We start from the raw sequence: 17,228 nt of genomic DNA, 5'->3' as shown, positions 1-17,228 counted from the left end.
TGGCCCGGAATCACATGGCTTCTTTGATACCCTTCCGAATCAACCACCAATTGACCGGGTATGAGGTAACGAACCCAGCCAGCATCGCGATTTGCATCATGAACCAGAACTCGATGGAAGCGACATGAAGCTTCTGATTGAGCAACACAGCAAAGATGTAGAAATGTGCAAAGGCCATAAACCCATACATGCCCACCTGCCATGCGGACAACGACAGGATATCCGCTTTGAAGGATTGCTTTATACCTTCACGAAAATTGAGGTTTTGCATCGGCACGATACTGTAGTACTGGAACGCGATGCCAAAACCGAGCGCCAATAGATAGTCAAAAACCCATACAGCGAAAATTTTCTCGGCAAACAGCGTTTGCCAACCCAGCCATACCGCAATGACAGGAAAAAACAGTGCCAGGGATTCGGCCAGAATGTCGCCTAAAGAACAGCCGCTGCCGCAGTGAAGGGTGCCTTTGACCACCTTCATCGGAAATGGGGTTTCCTTGATGTGCGGCGGAGTTTCATCGTTTTTCATCGCGGGGTGGGCGACTTCATGCGCGGCCAGAGGGCCATACCTCAAATAAAAAGGCACGAGCAATACATGGCCGAACAGCGCACAAAGCGGCCATACAAAATTCATGATCTTCATGTGCTGAGGATGCTGCCTCAGGTCTTGGATAATAAAAGCAGAACTGACTATACCTAGAAGGACGGACACCCAACTGAGAATGGTTAACCACGCAGGTAGCATTGAAAACCTCCTTTTTGGATTTAGCAGTGTGTATAAACGGCAACCGCAACCGCTGCTGTAGAGAAAAACCGGCACTTTCTCTAACGATCAGCAGTCTAGGAGCAGCGCTGGGAAACCTCTTAGGGAGCTATTGTCTGGGCAGCTCAACAGATTCCTTTTTTCTCCCTTCTTCCGACAAATTCCAGCGTATTAGTTCCGGCCACCGCAAATCAATGTAATAAGGGTGGGCTGTGGGCTGTGGGCTGTCATCATCGCACTAAAAAAGGCGTTTGCCCCACCAACGTCTACGACTCATAGGATATCTGTATAAACAAAATACATTTAGTGGCTTTTTATGCTTTACTCAAACCGCTTATCACATTGAGTTTTGGCGCGCTTCTTTCCCAGCAAGAAAGCATCCACAAACATTCCTAAGGTGACAAACATAACTGTGACTATCTTAGAGTCGATCCCGGCAATGGCATGCAGGTGAGCGAGCTGATCTCTAGTCGGCTTTAAGCGCTTTTGGCAGTCAGGGAAGTCGTCAGTTTATTTACATGCCAGGGCATCGGCTATTGCGACAGTGAGGAGACCGCGAGGCCGGCCCGCTCCAGCGCTGCCTGCAACTCGGCTCTTGCCTCGTTGTTGAACAGAACGAAGCGGATGCACTCGACCTGCCGCAACGTCGGCAGGGACGCTTTGACGGTCTCGGCGCAGACCCGAGCCGCTTCTTCCAAGGGGTAACCGAAAGCGCCTGTGGAGATGGCGGGAAACCCGATACGGGCGATGCCCTTCTCCTCCGCCAGACGCAATGCGTTACGATAGCAATCCGCCAACAGCTGGTCGGAGGGCTCGTCCTTACCGTAGACCGGCCCCAGGCAGTGAATGACCCGGGCATTCGGCAGCTTGTGACCGGAACTGAGCACCGCCTCACCGGGTGCAATCGGCGCCATCGGCCGACACTCTTGCGCCAGGCCCGGACCGGCGGCCCGATGGATCGCGCCCGCGACACCGCCGCCTGACTGCAGTTCAGCGTTCGCTGCGTTCACCACCGCGTCCAAATCCGATTGCTTGACGATATCACCGGTAATACACTCAATCGTTACCTTCTGCGTTTGATCATTCATCGCGTCCGTCCTCCTTAGTGGCGGCCACTCAGGCCAATGCGTCTCGCTACAGGCGCTCAATCGCATCACTATGTCGGTGCGTTTCCCTAACTATAGAGGACACTGACGGGTTCTTGTAGTCGTCGTCCCGCCCTTACTCCACATCAGCGACAATAAAGGCCAGAATATCTTTGGCAGAGGTGATTTCATCGAGAGTGGGGTACAGCTCGCCGTCGGCTCCCGAGTGATGGCCGTGGCCAATCAATGACAATAAATACTGCCCTGGCACTTGCGAGTCGATAACCGCCTCATAGATGAGTGACGGTTGACCGGAGGAACCGTCACCGCTGTAGACGGGATCCTCCGGGAAGCGGTCCCGGCTGTAGTAGCCGTTGAAGTCGTAACTGCGATTCACCTCCAACAGCAAACGGTACCGGCCCATGCGCGGCGCCGACAGCGCGATCTGGTAGTCACTTTTGGGTGTTGCGCCGCTGACACCGTCCAGATCCGAGTTATTCTGGTGAGGCGCAAAATAGCCGTCGGCCTCCCGAATGCCCCGGCTATGGCTCCAGTAAGGCAATGCTTCCGGTCGGCGGGTGGCTCCGGAGTCCGTCTCGCCATAGCCGGAACTGGCGGCCTTGCCCGTCACGTACAGCGTATCAATGTACTCGCCCTCCAGGGTTTCCATCCATACGGCGATCTGGGGCACGCTGGTATAGGTGAAACCAAGCACGGCCGGCTGCGGTTCGGACTCGTAGGCACTGCCCGCCTTGATGAACAGGTTCATGGCGGGACGATCCATGTCGGCGGTCAGGTCCAGCAAAGTGTATTCGTGGGTGGCCGGTTGGTTGGCGGTGCGAAGCGCTTCGCCAAACTCCATCACTGACGCGAAAGGCGCCGCGCCGAACATCAGTCCGCCCAGCAGCACCAAAAAGCCCAGACCGGAAAAGGCAAGTGATCTTTTACCGATTTTTCGCTTGATATGGCTCAGGTAACTCCTAAAGTTGTTTTTGAAATGGAGAAAGGTACCGATAATGAAGAAAATCGAAGCCCAGATATGAATGGCTCCGACAAAATAATTCCAGGGCATGGAATAGAGCAATATGCCCGTGGTCATCAGTGTCACAAATACCATGGAAATGGTAACGGTGGTCGCAATTCTGAGGTTCATTTTTTCGCCTTCGAAAGAGCTTTCTTTTAAGTCCTTATGACCGGCCTCTCTGCGTTATTCAAACCCAGAGCGGCCGGCTTTTCAGCTCACTACTCGTGTGCGCCAACGTCCATTCCGGAGAACTTCTGATACTTTGAGAAGTCCTTCCCTTCCGTCCATTCGCCCACATTTTCCTTGAACTGCTGCATCTCCTTCTCGGTCAACACCTCGGAAAGCTGAGTATTCTTCTCCTCAATAAACACAGGAATCTGCTCATGCTGGCCACTCATGGCGAGCTCTTTCACCTGTTTATAGGAACTGAGAATCTGCTCCACTTCGTAGGCCCGGGCTTCGTCCAGGTTAAGATTGTCAGTCAGGCGGCTCGCTCCCTCGCAACCGTCTCCCGAGGAGGCGTAAGCCAAACCGCTGATACCAATGATTGCCACGCCGGCCAAAATTCGCTTTTTCATAACGTTCATAATGCATTCCTTAATAGTGTGAGTTGGTTTCCCGTCCGACCCCCGAAGGGTTTTCGCCGGGAACAGGTATAGAATGCATTAACACTGGGGAAGAAAAGTGGCCGAACTGTGAAAGAAATGTGCAAGGCGACCGTTCTTCAACGGCCGGATGGAGAACCACCTTGAAAAGGCGATATTCGGGAGGGAGCAGGCAACGCTTGACCGGAGTTATTGTGGCGGTGCTTCGTATTTGTAGCCGCTGCCATACACGGAACGAATCAGGTCGATCTGATCGTCCGGGGTAACCAGTTTCTTTCGCAGCTTCTTGATGTGACTGTCCACCGTCCGGTCACCGACCACACGATAGTCCTGATAGATATTGTCCAGAATGTACTGACGGGGAAAAATTCGCCCAGGGTGAGAGAATAGCAGCGAAAACAGCTTGAACTCGATGGTGGTAAGTGCCACCGTTTCGCCAAACAGGGTCACGCTGAGCGACTGTTCATCCAGCGATACCATTTCTGCCTTTCCGGGGGTGGTCGAGTCCGGTTCGCTCTGTGTGCGCCGCAGAACCGCTTTCACCCGAGCCACCAGCTCCCTTGGGCTGAACGGCTTGCATACATAATCGTCAGCCCCCAGCTCCAACCCTAACAGCCGGTCAATCTCCTCCACCTTGGCGGTCATCATAATGATAGGCGTATCGCTTCGGGCCCGTTGGTTCTTGCATACCTGCAGACCATCCATGCCGGGCAGCATCAAATCCAACAGGATCAGATCCGGCTGATGGTCTTTGAGCCAGGCTTCAGCGTCATCGCCGCGGTGACATTGCTGCGTTCGGTAACCACTGGCGCAGAGGTAATCATCCACCAGTTGAGCCAGTTCGGGTTCATCTTCGACAATGCAAATTAAGGGAGTGGTCATGGTTTGCTAACGGCCGTCTTTTGGTAGCTGTACGCGAAGGGTCAACCCGCCCAGTGGTGAATCTTCGGCACGGATCTGTCCTTGATGGGCGGCAACGATGTTTTTACAGATTGCCAGCCCCAGACCGGCACCGCCGGTATCGCGGTTCCGGGAAGCCTCCAGGCGATGCAGGCGCTCAAAGATTTTATCCCGGTCCTGTAGCGCGACCGAGGGCGCGCTGTCCCGAACCCGCAAGGTTGCGGTATTGGCGTCCTGCTCGAGCTGGACTTCTATCCGACCCCCGGCATTGGTATAGCGAACCGAGTTCTCCAACAGATTGTTGACCAGCTGCTCCAGGCGCTTGGGATCGCCGTACACCGAGATCGACGCCCCCGCCGGGGGCGTCGCGGCAAGGGCCAGGCCAGCCGCACTGGCCTTATCCCGGTAGTGCTCCACACAGTTCGACACCAGTTGGGTGAGCGAAAGCTCCCTCTTCTGATAGCTCAGCGCACCAATGTCAGAGAGCGTGAGCTCGAACAGGTCGTCGACCAACGCACTGAGGCCCGATACTTTGCGGTGCAGCAGCGCCAGGCACTCGCGATCAAGCGGCCTGACACCGTCCTGCAGGGCTTCGATCTGCGCCTGCAGCACCGAGACCGGGGTGCGCATTTCGTGGGAAATGTCGGCAATCCAGTGAGCGCGGGAGTGTTCGTTGGCCTGAAGTGTCTGGGCCAGCTGATTGAAGTGGCGGCAAAGCCGCCCGATCTCATCCCGGCTTTGGTTTTCGATCCGTCGGCTGTAGTCGCCGGAGGCCAGCGCCTGGGTGTGTTCCGATAAGTCCACTATCGGCTTGCTGATCCGACGGGCGAAAAACGTGGCAACGCCAAGAGAGATCACCAGAATGACCACGCTGATGATGCCGAAGACTCGAAGGATGTGAGCCATAAAGCGTCGGTCCGCCTCCCGGACCACGATACCCGGCTTCACGAAGCCCAGGTAACCGATGGTTGCCTGTTCCTGAATCAGCGGTACCCAGCTAATAGTCTGATCCGCCTTGGGCACGCCCATTAGCAGGTTCTTATCAGCGTCATACAGACTGATACTGGTAACGAACTCTCGGTAGTAATCTCGCGGCGACTTACCAGTGCCAGCTCCTTCAGTGTGCCCGTTGGTGAGGGCGGAAGGACTGCGGTCGGGAAAAATAATGGACTTCAATTCCAGCCAGCGCTGCGGGTCTCGGGTCAGTTCGGTGAAAGAACCGTCTTCCCGGTGAACGTTGATCAGCGCCTCCTGAAGGATTTCCAGCCGCTGCACCGCCTGCTGGGAGGTGTAATCCAAAAAGCCGCGCTTGAGTGTGTTGTGCAGCAACAGGTACATCGTCAGCACGCAGAGGGCAAGCGTGCAGAAAAAGGCGAGCCAAAGCTTTCGACTGAGATTGAGGCGCATGACGGGGCCATTCCGGGAGCGAATCGGCCTCTATGGTAATGGGCCGGGTCTCGGAATGACAGCCTTCGGCCCACCGCCAGTGGCCACTTTCACAGTGTTTTCACAATTGCTCCCTTATGGCGGCGAACCGCTTCGTGGGCTTAGGCGGCGCGTCGGGCCCTCCTCCTTCCTCGCAGGTTCCCTCACATCAGAGGGTAACGCTCTACTCCCACTCAATCATGGCGCCGGAGACATCGTCGGCCACCCACCTCCCGGAGTTCTCCTTGATGATCCGGTTCGAGACTTGGCTGGTCTTGCGGCACCAGTCGGCGTCGTACAGTTCCCTGCCCAAAGAACTACATCGTTTCTCAATACTCAGCGTTGTGATAAACGTGTTGGACGTCATCCAGATAGTTCAACAGGTCGAGCATCTTCTCGAACTGTTCAACGTCCTCGCCTTCAATCGCTGTCGTTACCTGGGGGATAAACTGAACGTCCTCGACGTCAAACTCAATCCCTTCGAAGGCGCCTTTGAGCGCATTGCGCGTTTTGGCGTATTCGGTCTGTGGAGCAAACACGGTAATCACGCCGTCTTCGGCTTCGATATCGGTGACATCGACATCCGCCTCAGCCAGGGCTTCCAATACAGCGTCTTCATCCGTACCGGAAAAGCTGAAAATTGCGCTGTGGTCGAACAAATGACTGACCGCGCCCGAGGCGCCCAGTTTGGCTTTCACCTTGTTGAAGCAGGTGCGCACATCACCATAGGTCCGGTTCGGGTTGTCGGTCAGGCAGTCCACAATGATCATGGTGTTACCCGGCCCGAAGCCCTCATAACGCGCCACCGCAAAATCTTCTCCACCGCCGCCGGCCGCCTTGCTGATCGCCTTGTCAATGACGTGGCCGGGCACCTGCTCTTTTTTGGCGCGCTCCAACAGAGACGCCAGTGCCAGGTTACCGGTCGGCTCGGTGCCGCCGGATTTGGCACACATATAAATTTCGCGGCTGTAACGGCTATAAATTTTGGCTTTCATGTCCGACGTTTTGGACATGGATTCTTTGCGGTTCTGGTAGGCTCTGCCCATGGGTGATTACCGGGTTCGTTATTGATGCACGGCCGTCAACTGACGGCCTATTCCCATTCAATGGTCGCTGGTGGCTTACTGGACACGTCGTAGGTCACCCGAGACACACCTGAAATTTCGTTGATGATGCGGTTGGATACTTTCTCCAGCAGTTCGTAGGGCAGATGTGCCCAGCGGGCCGTCATGAAGTCGATGGTTTCTACAGCGCGCAGGGCGATCACCCATTCGTAGCGACGAGCGTCCCCCACCACACCCACGGATTTTACCGGCAGGAAGACGGCGAAGGCCTGGCTGGTTTTGTGGTACCAGTCCGCGTTGTGTAGCTCTTCGATAAAAATCGCATCGGCTTCGCGCAGGATGTCGGCGTACTCTTTTTTCACTTCACCGAGAATGCGCACGCCCAGCCCCGGCCCCGGGAAGGGGTGGCGGTAGACCATGTCGTAGGGCAAGCCGAGTTCCAGGCCGATTTTGCGCACCTCGTCCTTGAACAGTTCGCGCAGCGGTTCGACCAACTGCATTTTCATGGTTTCGGGCAGGCCGCCCACGTTGTGGTGGGATTTGATCACATGGGCCTTGCCGGTTTTGGCGGCGGCGGATTCGATCACGTCCGGGTAGATGGTGCCCTGGGCCAGCCAGTTGACGTCTTTGAGTTTGGTGGCTTCATCATCGAATACATCGATGAAGGTGTTGCCGATGATCTTGCGCTTGGCTTCGGGATCGTCCACGCCGTGAAGCTTGCCCAGGAACTGGTCTTCGGCATCCACGCGGATGACTTTCACACCCATGTTCCGAGCGAACATTTCCATGACCTGATCGCCTTCTTCCTTGCGCAGCAGGCCGTTGTCGACAAATACGCAGGTCAGTTGGTCGCCGATGGCTTTGTGCAGCAATGCCGCCACCACAGAGGAGTCGACACCGCCCGAAAGGCCGAGCAGGACTTTGTCTTTACCCACTTGTTCGCGCACTTTTTCAATCGCATCGTCGACGATTTTGGCGGGGGTCCACAGTGCTTCGCAGCCGCACAGTTCGAACACGAAGTGTTCGAGGATGCGTTTGCCCTGCAGGGTGTGGGTGACTTCCGGGTGGAACTGTACGCCGTAGAAGTGTTTGTCTTCACAGGCCATGCCGGCAATGGGGCAGCTCGGGGTGGAGGCCATGATTTCAAAGTTCGGCGGCAGTTTGATGACTTTGTCGCCGTGGCTCATCCAGACGTCGAGCAGGGAGTCGCCGTTGTGGTCGAGGTGGTCTTTGATGTCGTGCAGGAGTTTGGTCTGGCCGTGAACCTTGACCTGGGCGTAGCCGAACTCCTGGACTTTGGAGCCTTGTACGGAGCCACCCAGTTGTTCGGCCATGGTCTGCATGCCGTAGCAGATGCCGAGCACGGGGACGCCGAGTTCGAATACGGCTTGGGGGGCTCTCGGGCTGCCTTCGGCGTGGACGGATTCGGGGCCGCCGGCGAGGATGATGCCGTTGGGGTTGTAGTCCCGGATTTCGTCGTCGCTCATGTCGAAGGCGCGGATTTCGGAGAAGACGCCGATTTCTCGCACTCTTCGGGCGATGAGTTGGGTGTATTGGGAGCCGAAGTCGAGGATGAGGATTCGTTGGGCGTGAATGTCTTGGGTCATGGGGGCTCTTGCGTTCAGGTGTTGGAGCTTCGTAGCCGGTCTGGAACGGGGTATGCCCTTCAAAGACCCGCCGTGAACCCATCCGTGGGGGCTTCTCATCGGCATCCATGCCTCAGAGAGTCTTTGAAGGGCATACCCCGTTCCAGCCCTTCCTCTAGTGGGCTCCAAGCAGCTGCCTAAGAGCCCTGCGTTTTGTGCGTTAGCGCCCTACCGGATAGTTGGGGGCTTCTTTGGTGATTTGTACGTCGTGGACGTGGCTTTCACCCATGCCGGCGGAGGTGACGCGGACGAAGTGCGGTTGGGTGCGCATTTCGTCGATGCTGTGGCTGCCAGTGTAGCCCATGGCCGCGCGCAGGCCGCCCATCATCTGGTGGACGATGGCGTTTAGGGGGCCTTTGTAGGGAACACGCCCTTCGATGCCTTCCGGGACGAGTTTTTCGGCGCCCTGGCTGGCGTCCTGGAAGTAGCGGTCGCTGGAGCCCTGGGTCTGGGACATGGCGCCCATGGAGCCCATGCCGCGGTAGGCTTTGTAGGTGCGGCCCTGGAACAGTTCGACTTCGCCGGGGGCTTCTTCGGTGCCGGCGAACATGGAGCCCATCATGACGGTGTGGGCGCCGGCCACGATGGCTTTTGCCAGGTCGCCGGAGAAGCGGACGCCGCCGTCGGCGATGACGGGGACGTCGCTGTCTTTCAGGGCGGCGACGACGTTGGCGATGGCGCTGACCTGGGGAACGCCCACGCCACTGACGATGCGGGTGGTGCAGATGGAGCCGGGGCCGATGCCGACTTTGACGCCGTCAGCGCCGGCTTCAACCAGGGCCAGGGCGGCGTCGCCTGTGGCGATGTTGCCGCCGATCACTTGCAGCTCAGGGTATTGGGACTTCATGCGCTTGACCCGCTCGAGCACGTTGCGGGAGTGACCGTGGGCGGTGTCGACGACGATGACGTCAACGCCGGCCTGGACCAGGGCTTCCACGCGCTGATCGGTGTCCGGGCTGGTACCGACGCTGGCGCCCACGCGCAGGCGGCCTTCCGGGTCTTTACAGGCGTTGGGGTATTTCTCGGCTTTGTTGATGTCCTTGACGGTGATCAGGCCTTTCAGCTCGAAGTTGTCGTTCACCACCAGGACTTTCTCGATGCGGTGCTTGTGCAGCAGGCGACGCACTTCGTCGTTACTGGCGCCCTCTTTGACGGTAACCAGTTTGTCTTTCGGAGTCATGATGCTGGAGACTTTGGCGTTCTGGTTGGTTTCAAAACGCACGTCGCGGCCAGTGACGATGCCCACGAGGTCGCCGTTATCCAGCACGGGGAGGCCTGAGAAGTTGTTCAGGCGAGTGAGCGCCAGCAGGTCGCTGATGGTGGCGGTGGATTCGATGGTGATGGGATCTTTGACCACACCGGCTTCGAATTTTTTCACCTGGCGGACCTCTTGGGCCTGCTTTTCGATGCTCATGCTTTTATGGATGATCCCGATACCGCCCTCCTGCGCCATGGCAATGGCCAGGCGGGCTTCGGTCACGGTATCCATGGCAGAGGAAATCAGCGGGATATTCAGTTGAATGCCGCGGGTCAACCGGGTCTTGAGTGAGACGTCTTTCGGCGTGACGTCAGAATAGCCCGGGAGGAGCAAAACGTCGTCGAACGTGAGGGCTTCTTCAGCAATACGCAACATACAGCCAACCTTCCATCCTGAGTAAGGACCCTTTGCTCAATGCCGCGACTGGCGCCAAGGCATCACCAAGGCATCAATAGGAGGGTCTTAAAGTAAACCGTCAATTATAACCGCTAGGGGGCGTGTGGGTAAACTGCCAAACGCCCACCAAAACGGCGTTCGGGCGGAGTATAATGCCGCCATGTTTAACGATGACTTCAATTCCCCGAGCCGAGAGCGCCAGGTGCTCAGCGTCAGCCAACTGAACCGGCGCGCCAAGCAACTGCTGGAAACCCACCTGCCATTGATCTGGGTGGAGGGCGAAATATCCAACCTGGCCCGCCCCTCCTCCGGTCACTGGTACTTCACCCTGAAGGACGACAACGCCCAGGTACGCTGTGCCATGTTTCGCGGGCGCAACCAACAGGTGCGTTTTCAGCCGCAACAGGGCCAGCAGGTGCTGGTGCGGGCCCGGGTGAGCCTGTATGAAAACCGCGGCGATTATCAACTGATTGCCGAGCATATGGAAGAGGCCGGGCACGGCGCCCTGCAGCGGGCTTTCGAGGCGTTGAAGGAGAAGCTGCTTCAGGAAGGACTGTTCGATGAAGCCCGCAAACGTCCCCTGCCCGCCCTGCCCCAGCACATCGGGGTGATCACCTCCGGCACCGGCGCCGCCATCCGCGATATTCTGACCGTGCTCCAACGCCGCTTCCCGAGCATCCCCGTGACCTTGATCCCGGTGCCCGTACAGGGCAAAGAGGCGGCGCCCGCGATTGTTCGCGCCCTCGATCTGGCCAACCGGGCAGAATTGTTCGATGTACTGATTGTCGGGCGCGGCGGTGGCTCGCTGGAAGACCTGTGGCCCTTTAACGAGGAAATGGTGGCCCGCGCCATTGCCGGCAGCGAAGTGCCGGTGGTGAGCGCGGTCGGGCACGAAGTGGATTTCACCATCGCCGATTTCGTCGCGGACTTGCGCGCGCCCACGCCGTCCGCCGCAGCCGAGCTGGTGGTGCCGGACGCCAGCGACTGGCTGACTCAGTTCCGGGGCTATGCCCAGCGCTTGACGCAATTAATGCAACGCCGTCTTCGGGCCGAACAGCAGCACGTACAGCACCTCGGGAAGCGGCTTCGCCATCCCGGCGAGCGCCTGCAGCAGCAAAGCCAGCGCCTGGACGGCCTGGAGTTGCGCCTCAATCAAGTGATGCGCCAGCGCCTGACCACCGCCCGCCAGCGGTTGGATAACCTGGCGGCCCGGCAAAAGGCACAGCGGCCCGAGCCCCGCCTGCGTCAATGGCGGCTTCAGGTCGAACAACATCGCGAGCGCCTGAACCGGCAGATGCAACAGATCATCAAGCAGCAGCGCCAGCGCCTGGGTGAGGCGGGACGGTTGTTGCACAGCGTGAGCCCGTTGAACACCCTGGAGCGCGGCTATGCGATTGTGCATGGCGAGGCTGGCGAGGTGGTTCGGGACGCGGCGCAGGTGAAGGCCGGAGATAGGATTCGCACTCGGGTGGCAAAGGGAGAAATTTTGAGCCGGGTGGAGGGTTAATGGCGCTTTCTTTAATGGTAGGTGGCGCTTCGCTTACCTACCCTACGGGGCTGTGACGGATTGCGTAGGGTAGGTAAGCGAAGCGCCACCTACCAATATTGCATCACCGGTCACTGTGCCCAAGGTCCCTGCCCGGCTCCACCTTATCCCGCACCAACTGCTTGACCTCCTTCGCCTCGGGAAATCGCCCTTCGGCCTTGCGTGACCACAACAATTCGCCGTCGCACCGGATCTCGAAAATACCACCGGTGCCGGGCACCAACGCGACCTCACTCAGCTCGCCACCATCAAAGGTGCTCAACAATTCCTGGGCAAGCCAGGCCGCTCGTAACAGCCAACGGCACTGGGTACAAAATTCGATTTCAATTCTCGGTTTCGCCATGGGGTACTCCTTAATCTCTGCGCAATGCCATTGATTCTATCATCCGCTCTCGTTACTATTGGGGCCACTTGTCGGGGTGCCTTGCGTCATGTGCGTAGAGGCTGAGATCGGAACATCCGAAACCCGTTGAACCTGATCAGGTTGATGCCTGCGGAGGAAACAAGCATGAAAGCCATGAAAGCCACGCTTTGGCACCCTTCCCGCTTCCCCCATCGCCTGATCCCGCAAACCCTGGCACGCTGCTCACAAGCGGGGGAATAAGGTCCTATGGGAAATCACACTGAATCCATCGGTATTGCCGGCGCCGGCCTGCTCGGGCGACTGCTCGCCTGGCAATTGCTGCTGCGGGGCCACCGCGTCAGCCTGTTTGACGCGGGCACGCGCGAAGGCATCGACTCCGCGGCCTGGACCGCTGCGGGCATGGTGGCTCCGCTCAGCGAAGCGGTGGTCTCCGAACGCCCGATCTACGATATGGGACTGTTTGCCCTCACCCAGTGGCCGCTGTGGATCAACCAACTGGAGAGCGAGCGGACCCTGTGGCATCAGCAAGGCAGCCTGGTGGTCTCCCACCCGCAGGACGAGGCGGAGCTGGCCCAGTTCCACCGGGAGTTGCAATACATCATCGGCAGCGCCGACGGTTATCAATGGCTGGACCGCCCGGCACTGCAAAACCTGGAGCCGGACCTGAGTGACCGCTTCCAACGCGGCCTGCTGCTGGAAACCGAAGGCTTCCTCAATAATCGCGAGCTGTTGAACCAACTGTTGGCGACCATCGAGCGGCTCGGCGGCGAGTGCCACTTCGAGTGCCCGGTGGATGTCGAACCCAATACGCTCTACAACGCTGAGCGACGCTACCGTTTTGATCGAGTGATCGACTGTCGCGGCGTAGGGGCGAAACCCCAACAGCCAGCGGTGCGCGGTGTGCGCGGGGAAGTCCTTCATGTGCGAACGCGAGAGCTCGCCCTGCACCGACCGGTGCGGCTGATGCATCCGCGTTATCAGTTGTACATCGTACCCAAGCCCGACCACCGCTTTGTCATAGGTGCCACCCAGATTGAAAGCGAGGACCGCTCGCCCATGTCATTGCAGTCATCGCTGGAGCTGAGTAGTGCGCTTTACACCCTGTCACCGGCGTTTGCCGAAGCGCGCATTGTGGAGCAGTCGGTCAATCTGCGACCCACCTACCTCGACAACAATCCGCACATCCAGACCTCGGACGGATTGATCCGCGTCAATGGTCTGTTCCGCCACGGTTACCTGTTGGCGCCGGCAGTGGTCAAGCAGGTTCTGGCCGACGTTGAAGGCGCCGAAGGCACGCCGTTTGCGCCGTTCCTGCAACGCCCCCTGCCGGAGATGTCGTCCGCCCCAGAACATCCATTCAGACATTCACCATAGAAGCCCGTCTATGATTAACGTCAGCCTGAACAACGAGGCCGCTGAAATCCCCGACCAGACCCTCCTGAGCGAGGCCCTGGCGCAATGGGACTACGGCGAGCAGAAACTGGCCGTGGCCATCAACGGGGAATTCGTGCCCCGCTCCCGCTACGGTGAGGTCGCTTTGCGAGAAGGCGATCGCCTGGACATCGTCAAACCGGTGGGAGGAGGTTAAATGCACCCGGATCCGTTAACGCTTTACGGCGAAACATTCGACAGCCGTTTTCTTTTAGGAACGGCGTTGTACACCTCGCCCACCATTATGCGCGACGCCCTTCGAGCCTCGCGCTGCGACATTGTCACGCTGGGACTGCGCCGACAGAACCCCGGGGATCGCAGCGGCGATGCCTTCTGGCAATACATCAAGGACAGCGGTTGTAAGCTGCTCCCCAATACCGCCGGTTGCAAATCAGTGAAGGAAGCCGTGACCCTCGCAGAAATGTCCCGGGAAATGTTCGACACCCCCTGGGTGAAACTCGAAGTGGTGGGCGATGATTACAATCTGCAGCCGGACCCCTTCGGTTTGGTGGAGGCCGCCGATGAGCTGACGAAAAAAGGGTTCAAGGTTCTACCCTACTGCACCGATGACTTGATTGTGGGTCAGCGCCTGGTCGATGTGGGTTGCGAAGTCTTGATGCCCTGGGGCTCCCCCATCGGCACCGGTCAGGGGTTGTTGAATCGCTACAACCTGCGCACGTTACGGGAACGTCTGCCGAACATACCGATGATCATCGATGCGGGCCTGGGGGCTCCGTCGCAAGCGGCGGAAGCGATGGAAATGGGATTCGACGGCATTCTGTTGAACACCGCGGTGGCCAAGGCGCACCAACCGCCGTTAATGGCCGAAGCCTTTGCCGATGCCATTGATGCCGGACGCAAAGCCTACCACGCCGGATTGATGGAGCGGCGCCAGACGGCGAGTCCGAGTACGCCGACCATCGGCCAACCGTTCTGGCATCAGTCCTAGAGCGTGGTTGGCGGAGAGTGAAGCTCAATGCCGCGTAGGGCGCGGCGCACCCGCCTCGCTATCACCAAAGGAGCGTTCATCCGGTCATTCACGGCAGGTGGCGCCTTCGGCTTACCGTGCCCTACGCGTGACCGGGCCATAAGCAGCACGTAGGGCGTGGTAAGCGAAGCGCACCCGCCATTAAAGCAACTGGCTCCAGAGAGGAACTGTCACCAGGGAAAGCAACAGGCCGTAACCCACTACCGTCGACACCAGCCGCGGCGCCAGGCCGTGGGCCATGGCCACCACCCCGGCGGAAATCATGGACGGCATCGCCGTCTGGAGGGCAACCGCATCGGCGGCAATGGAGTCCAACCCGACCAGGGCAAACACGCCGAAAACCACCGCCGGAATCAGTACCAGCTTGTACCCAAGCCCCACGCCCAGGGGCACCATGTGTTCGCGATCAAGTTTCAACTGCCACTGCAGCCCCACAGCCACCATCACGACCGGCACCAGACTCTCACTGATACGGGCCGTGGTGTAACTTAACCACTCGGGATACTCCAACGGATAGGTCAGAAAGGCTATCGCCAACACCACCAACGGTGGAAAGGTAACGATGGCTTTGCCCACCTGCTTCAACGACATGTCTTGACCGCTGTACCAGGCTGCCACCACTACAGCATATGTATTGAGCGCGATCACCGTTCCGGTCTGATCGTAAAGCAAGGCATAGGCCAGCGCTTCCGGCGGCAGTAATGCCTGAATCAGGGGAATGCCAACAAAAGAAGTATTGCCCAGAACGATGATCAGCATCAGCGCACCGGTCACTGACCGCGACCAGTGTAGCCAACGGGCGGTGACCCAGACCAACAGCGCGGTGAAGGTCATCACGACCCAGGTGCTGATCACCGGCAAGAGGGCGCGCTGATCCAGAGTGAGCTTGGGAATTTCGGTAAGAATCATCGCCGGCAAGGCGACGTAAAGTACATAAATATTGAGAGCCGTTCCGGCGTCCGCCGGCATCCGTTTGACCCGCTGCAGCAGCAGGCCAATTCCGAGGCAGGCGACAATCAGGAACAGGTGGCTCATGAACCGACCTTAGGAGCGGCGTCCGCTTTTGTCATTCCTTCCGCGGCCACCGGAGTCTTTCCCGGGTGCACCCGCCGGCTTTTTACCCGAGGCTCCTCCCGGCTTTTTGCTCGTTCCCTTGGCGGCCCCTTTGCGTTGAGTTTTCCCACGCCCGCCCTGCTCTTTCGGTTTTTTCCGACCGGCGAACGGGTTTTCACTGGACTTGAATTCGATGCGCACCGGCGTGCCTTCCAGGTCCAGCACCTGTCGGAACGTTTTTTCCAGATAGCGCGCGTAGTGATTGGGCACGGCGGCGGTCTGGTTGCCGTGAATCACAATGATGGGCGGGTTGTGGCCACCAGGGTGAGCGTATCGCAGTTTGATGCGACGGCCATTGATCATCGGGGGCTGGTGTTCGCGCACCGCGTCCTGCAACACCCGGGTCAGGAAGTTGGTGGAGAACTTGTCCGTGGCCGAGCGATAGGCGCCTTCCACGGACTCGTACAGATGCCCCACGCCCGTGCCATGAAGCGCCGAGATAAAATGAATCTTGGCAAAGTCGACAAACCGCAGGCGGCGCTCCAGCTCATTGCGCACATACTGCTTGTGGCCGTCTTCCAGGCCATCCCATTTATTGAGCGCGATCACCAGCCCGCGACCGGCGTCCAGCACGCTGCCCATCAGGTGCAGGTCCTGGTCCACCACGCCCTCGCTCGCATCCATCACCAGGATCGCCACATGGGCATCGTCGATGGCCTGCAGGGTCTTGACGATGGAAAACTTCTCCACCGATTCAGAGACGTTCTTCCGGCGACGCACCCCGGCGGTATCGATCAGGGTGTAGGGTTTCTCGAACCGCTCGTAGTGAATGTAAACGCTGTCCCGGGTCGTGCCGGGCTGGTCGTAGACCACTACCCGCTCTTCCCCGAGCATGCGGTTCACCAGGGTGGACTTGCCCACGTTGGGGCGACCCACCACGGCAATCTTGATGCCCTGGGCGATGAGGGGTGGCGCTTCTTCCTCTGGCGGTGGCAACTGCTCCACCACCTCGGACATCATGGTTTTCACACCCCGGCCGTGGGTGGCCGTAGTCGGGAAAATTTCCCCCAGCCCCAGCTCGTAGAAGGGCGACAGTGCCAGGTCCGGGTCGACGCCGTCGATCTTGTTGGCGACCAGGTAGGTTTTCTTGTTTTCCACCCGCAGGTGGCGGGCGATCATCTCATCGGCGGCGGTCAGGCCAACACGCGCATCAAGGATGAACAGCACCACATCGGCCTCCTGAATGGCCAGCAGGGACTGGCCCGCCATGGCACTATCGATGCCCTCTTCTTCTCCGCTGATGCCCCCGGTGTCGATGAGCATAACCCGGCGGCCTTCCACTTCGGCCTCGCCGTACTTGCGGTCCCGCGTCAGGCCCGGGTAGTTGGCTACCAGGGCGTCGCGGCTGCGCGTCAGGCGGTTGAACAGCGTGGATTTGCCCACATTGGGGCGGCCCACCAGGGCGATGACTGGAATCATAACGACGGTATCACGGGTGCAGAGGATTAAGAGGCGTTGCGGGCAACGCGAAGGCGCCTAGGATAGCGGATTGCGGCCCTTTTAAACAGCCTGGCCGCATTTTATGCCACCTGGCCACGCTTTTATACTACCTAAAAAGTGCCTGAAACGAAAAACCGCCGGAATGGCGACCCTGTGGGTCGTCGCTCCGGCGGTTTTGCC

General features: G+C 58.7%; 17 protein-coding genes and 1 riboswitch. Of the genes, 4 read left to right on the top strand and 13 right to left on the bottom strand.

Annotation, left to right across the window (positions count from 1 at the left end; all coding sequences use genetic code 11):
- Positions 1-10: 10 nt before the first annotated feature.
- The 10 genes from G547_RS0106085 to guaB all read right to left on the bottom strand — a co-directional run bounded on the left by G547_RS0106085 (position 11) and on the right by guaB (position 10,145).
- Complete coding sequence (locus G547_RS0106085; protein ID WP_211224514.1) at positions 11-643, bottom strand: DUF4396 domain-containing protein; 633 nt, start codon at positions 641-643, stop codon at positions 11-13.
- Positions 644-1,296: 653 nt separating this feature from the next.
- Positions 1,297-1,851 carry a macro domain-containing protein gene (locus G547_RS0106080; protein WP_027329077.1) on the bottom strand — a complete coding sequence of 185 codons (555 nt, stop codon included), beginning with the start codon at positions 1,849-1,851 and terminating at the stop codon, positions 1,297-1,299.
- Positions 1,852-1,984: 133 nt separating this feature from the next.
- Positions 1,985-3,001: a DUF4405 domain-containing protein gene (locus G547_RS0106075; protein ID WP_027329076.1), complete on the bottom strand. Its 1,017-nt coding sequence runs from the start codon at positions 2,999-3,001 to the stop codon at positions 1,985-1,987.
- Positions 3,002-3,090: 89 nt separating this feature from the next.
- Entirely contained in the window at positions 3,091-3,459 is a 369-nt protein-coding gene (locus G547_RS0106070) for a hypothetical protein (RefSeq protein WP_027329075.1), read from the bottom strand.
- Positions 3,460-3,666: 207 nt separating this feature from the next.
- A complete protein-coding gene (locus G547_RS0106065) occupies positions 3,667-4,359 on the bottom strand; it encodes a response regulator (protein ID WP_027329074.1) in 693 nt (230 codons plus the stop codon).
- Between the two features lie 6 nt (positions 4,360-4,365).
- Positions 4,366-5,784 (bottom strand): ATP-binding protein, encoded by a 1,419-nt coding sequence (locus tag G547_RS0106060; RefSeq protein ID WP_027329073.1) that lies wholly within the window; start codon positions 5,782-5,784, stop codon positions 4,366-4,368.
- A 202-nt stretch (positions 5,785-5,986) separates the two neighbouring features.
- Complete coding sequence (locus G547_RS23945) at positions 5,987-6,115, bottom strand: hypothetical protein (RefSeq protein ID WP_281167753.1); 129 nt, start codon at positions 6,113-6,115, stop codon at positions 5,987-5,989.
- Between the two features lie 16 nt (positions 6,116-6,131).
- The gene (locus tag G547_RS0106050; RefSeq protein WP_027329072.1) at positions 6,132-6,848 is read right to left on the bottom strand and encodes a YebC/PmpR family DNA-binding transcriptional regulator; all 717 of its coding nucleotides are present in this window, start codon (positions 6,846-6,848) and stop codon (positions 6,132-6,134) included.
- Positions 6,849-6,895: 47 nt separating this feature from the next.
- A complete protein-coding gene (guaA, locus tag G547_RS0106045; protein ID WP_027329071.1) occupies positions 6,896-8,473 on the bottom strand; it encodes a glutamine-hydrolyzing GMP synthase in 1,578 nt (525 codons plus the stop codon).
- A 199-nt stretch (positions 8,474-8,672) separates the two neighbouring features.
- Entirely contained in the window at positions 8,673-10,145 is a 1,473-nt protein-coding gene (gene guaB / locus G547_RS0106040; RefSeq protein WP_027329070.1) for an IMP dehydrogenase, read from the bottom strand.
- A 181-nt stretch (positions 10,146-10,326) separates the two neighbouring features.
- Between guaB and xseA the strand changes: the two genes are divergently transcribed.
- The gene (gene xseA, locus G547_RS0106035; protein ID WP_027329069.1) at positions 10,327-11,673 is read left to right on the top strand and encodes an exodeoxyribonuclease VII large subunit; all 1,347 of its coding nucleotides are present in this window, start codon (positions 10,327-10,329) and stop codon (positions 11,671-11,673) included.
- A 103-nt stretch (positions 11,674-11,776) separates the two neighbouring features.
- On the opposite strand, the gene G547_RS0106030 is transcribed toward xseA, so the two are convergent.
- Complete coding sequence (locus G547_RS0106030; RefSeq protein ID WP_027329068.1) at positions 11,777-12,055, bottom strand: Rdx family protein; 279 nt, start codon at positions 12,053-12,055, stop codon at positions 11,777-11,779.
- A 62-nt stretch (positions 12,056-12,117) separates the two neighbouring features.
- A riboswitch (TPP riboswitch) is annotated at positions 12,118-12,231 on the top strand.
- Positions 12,232-12,322: 91 nt separating this feature from the next.
- Between G547_RS0106030 and thiO the strand changes: the two genes are divergently transcribed.
- The 3 genes from thiO to G547_RS0106015 are packed head-to-tail and all read left to right on the top strand — an operon-like array spanning position 12,323 to position 14,456.
- Complete coding sequence (gene thiO / locus G547_RS20360) at positions 12,323-13,450, top strand: glycine oxidase ThiO (RefSeq protein WP_036187391.1); 1,128 nt, start codon at positions 12,323-12,325, stop codon at positions 13,448-13,450.
- A gap of 10 nt (positions 13,451-13,460) precedes the next feature.
- A complete protein-coding gene (thiS, locus tag G547_RS0106020; protein ID WP_027329067.1) occupies positions 13,461-13,664 on the top strand; it encodes a sulfur carrier protein ThiS in 204 nt (67 codons plus the stop codon).
- Positions 13,665-14,456 (top strand): thiazole synthase, encoded by a 792-nt coding sequence (locus G547_RS0106015; RefSeq protein ID WP_027329066.1) that lies wholly within the window; start codon positions 13,665-13,667, stop codon positions 14,454-14,456.
- Between the two features lie 180 nt (positions 14,457-14,636).
- Here G547_RS0106015 and G547_RS0106010 read toward each other — a convergent pair whose 3' ends face one another.
- Together G547_RS0106010 and der are read right to left on the bottom strand one after the other, a co-directional pair.
- The gene (locus tag G547_RS0106010) at positions 14,637-15,530 is read right to left on the bottom strand and encodes an AEC family transporter (RefSeq protein WP_027329065.1); all 894 of its coding nucleotides are present in this window, start codon (positions 15,528-15,530) and stop codon (positions 14,637-14,639) included.
- A gap of 9 nt (positions 15,531-15,539) precedes the next feature.
- Positions 15,540-17,027, bottom strand: coding sequence for a ribosome biogenesis GTPase Der (gene der, locus G547_RS20355; protein WP_084645723.1), 1,488 nt, complete (start codon positions 17,025-17,027; stop codon positions 15,540-15,542).
- Between the last annotated feature and the right edge of the window lie 201 nt (positions 17,028-17,228).

This window comes from Marinimicrobium agarilyticum DSM 16975, from assembly GCF_000423345.1.
In the GTDB taxonomy this organism is placed as follows: domain Bacteria; phylum Pseudomonadota; class Gammaproteobacteria; order Pseudomonadales; family Cellvibrionaceae; genus Marinimicrobium; species Marinimicrobium agarilyticum.
This window is presented reverse-complemented; position numbering and strand designations above follow the sequence as displayed.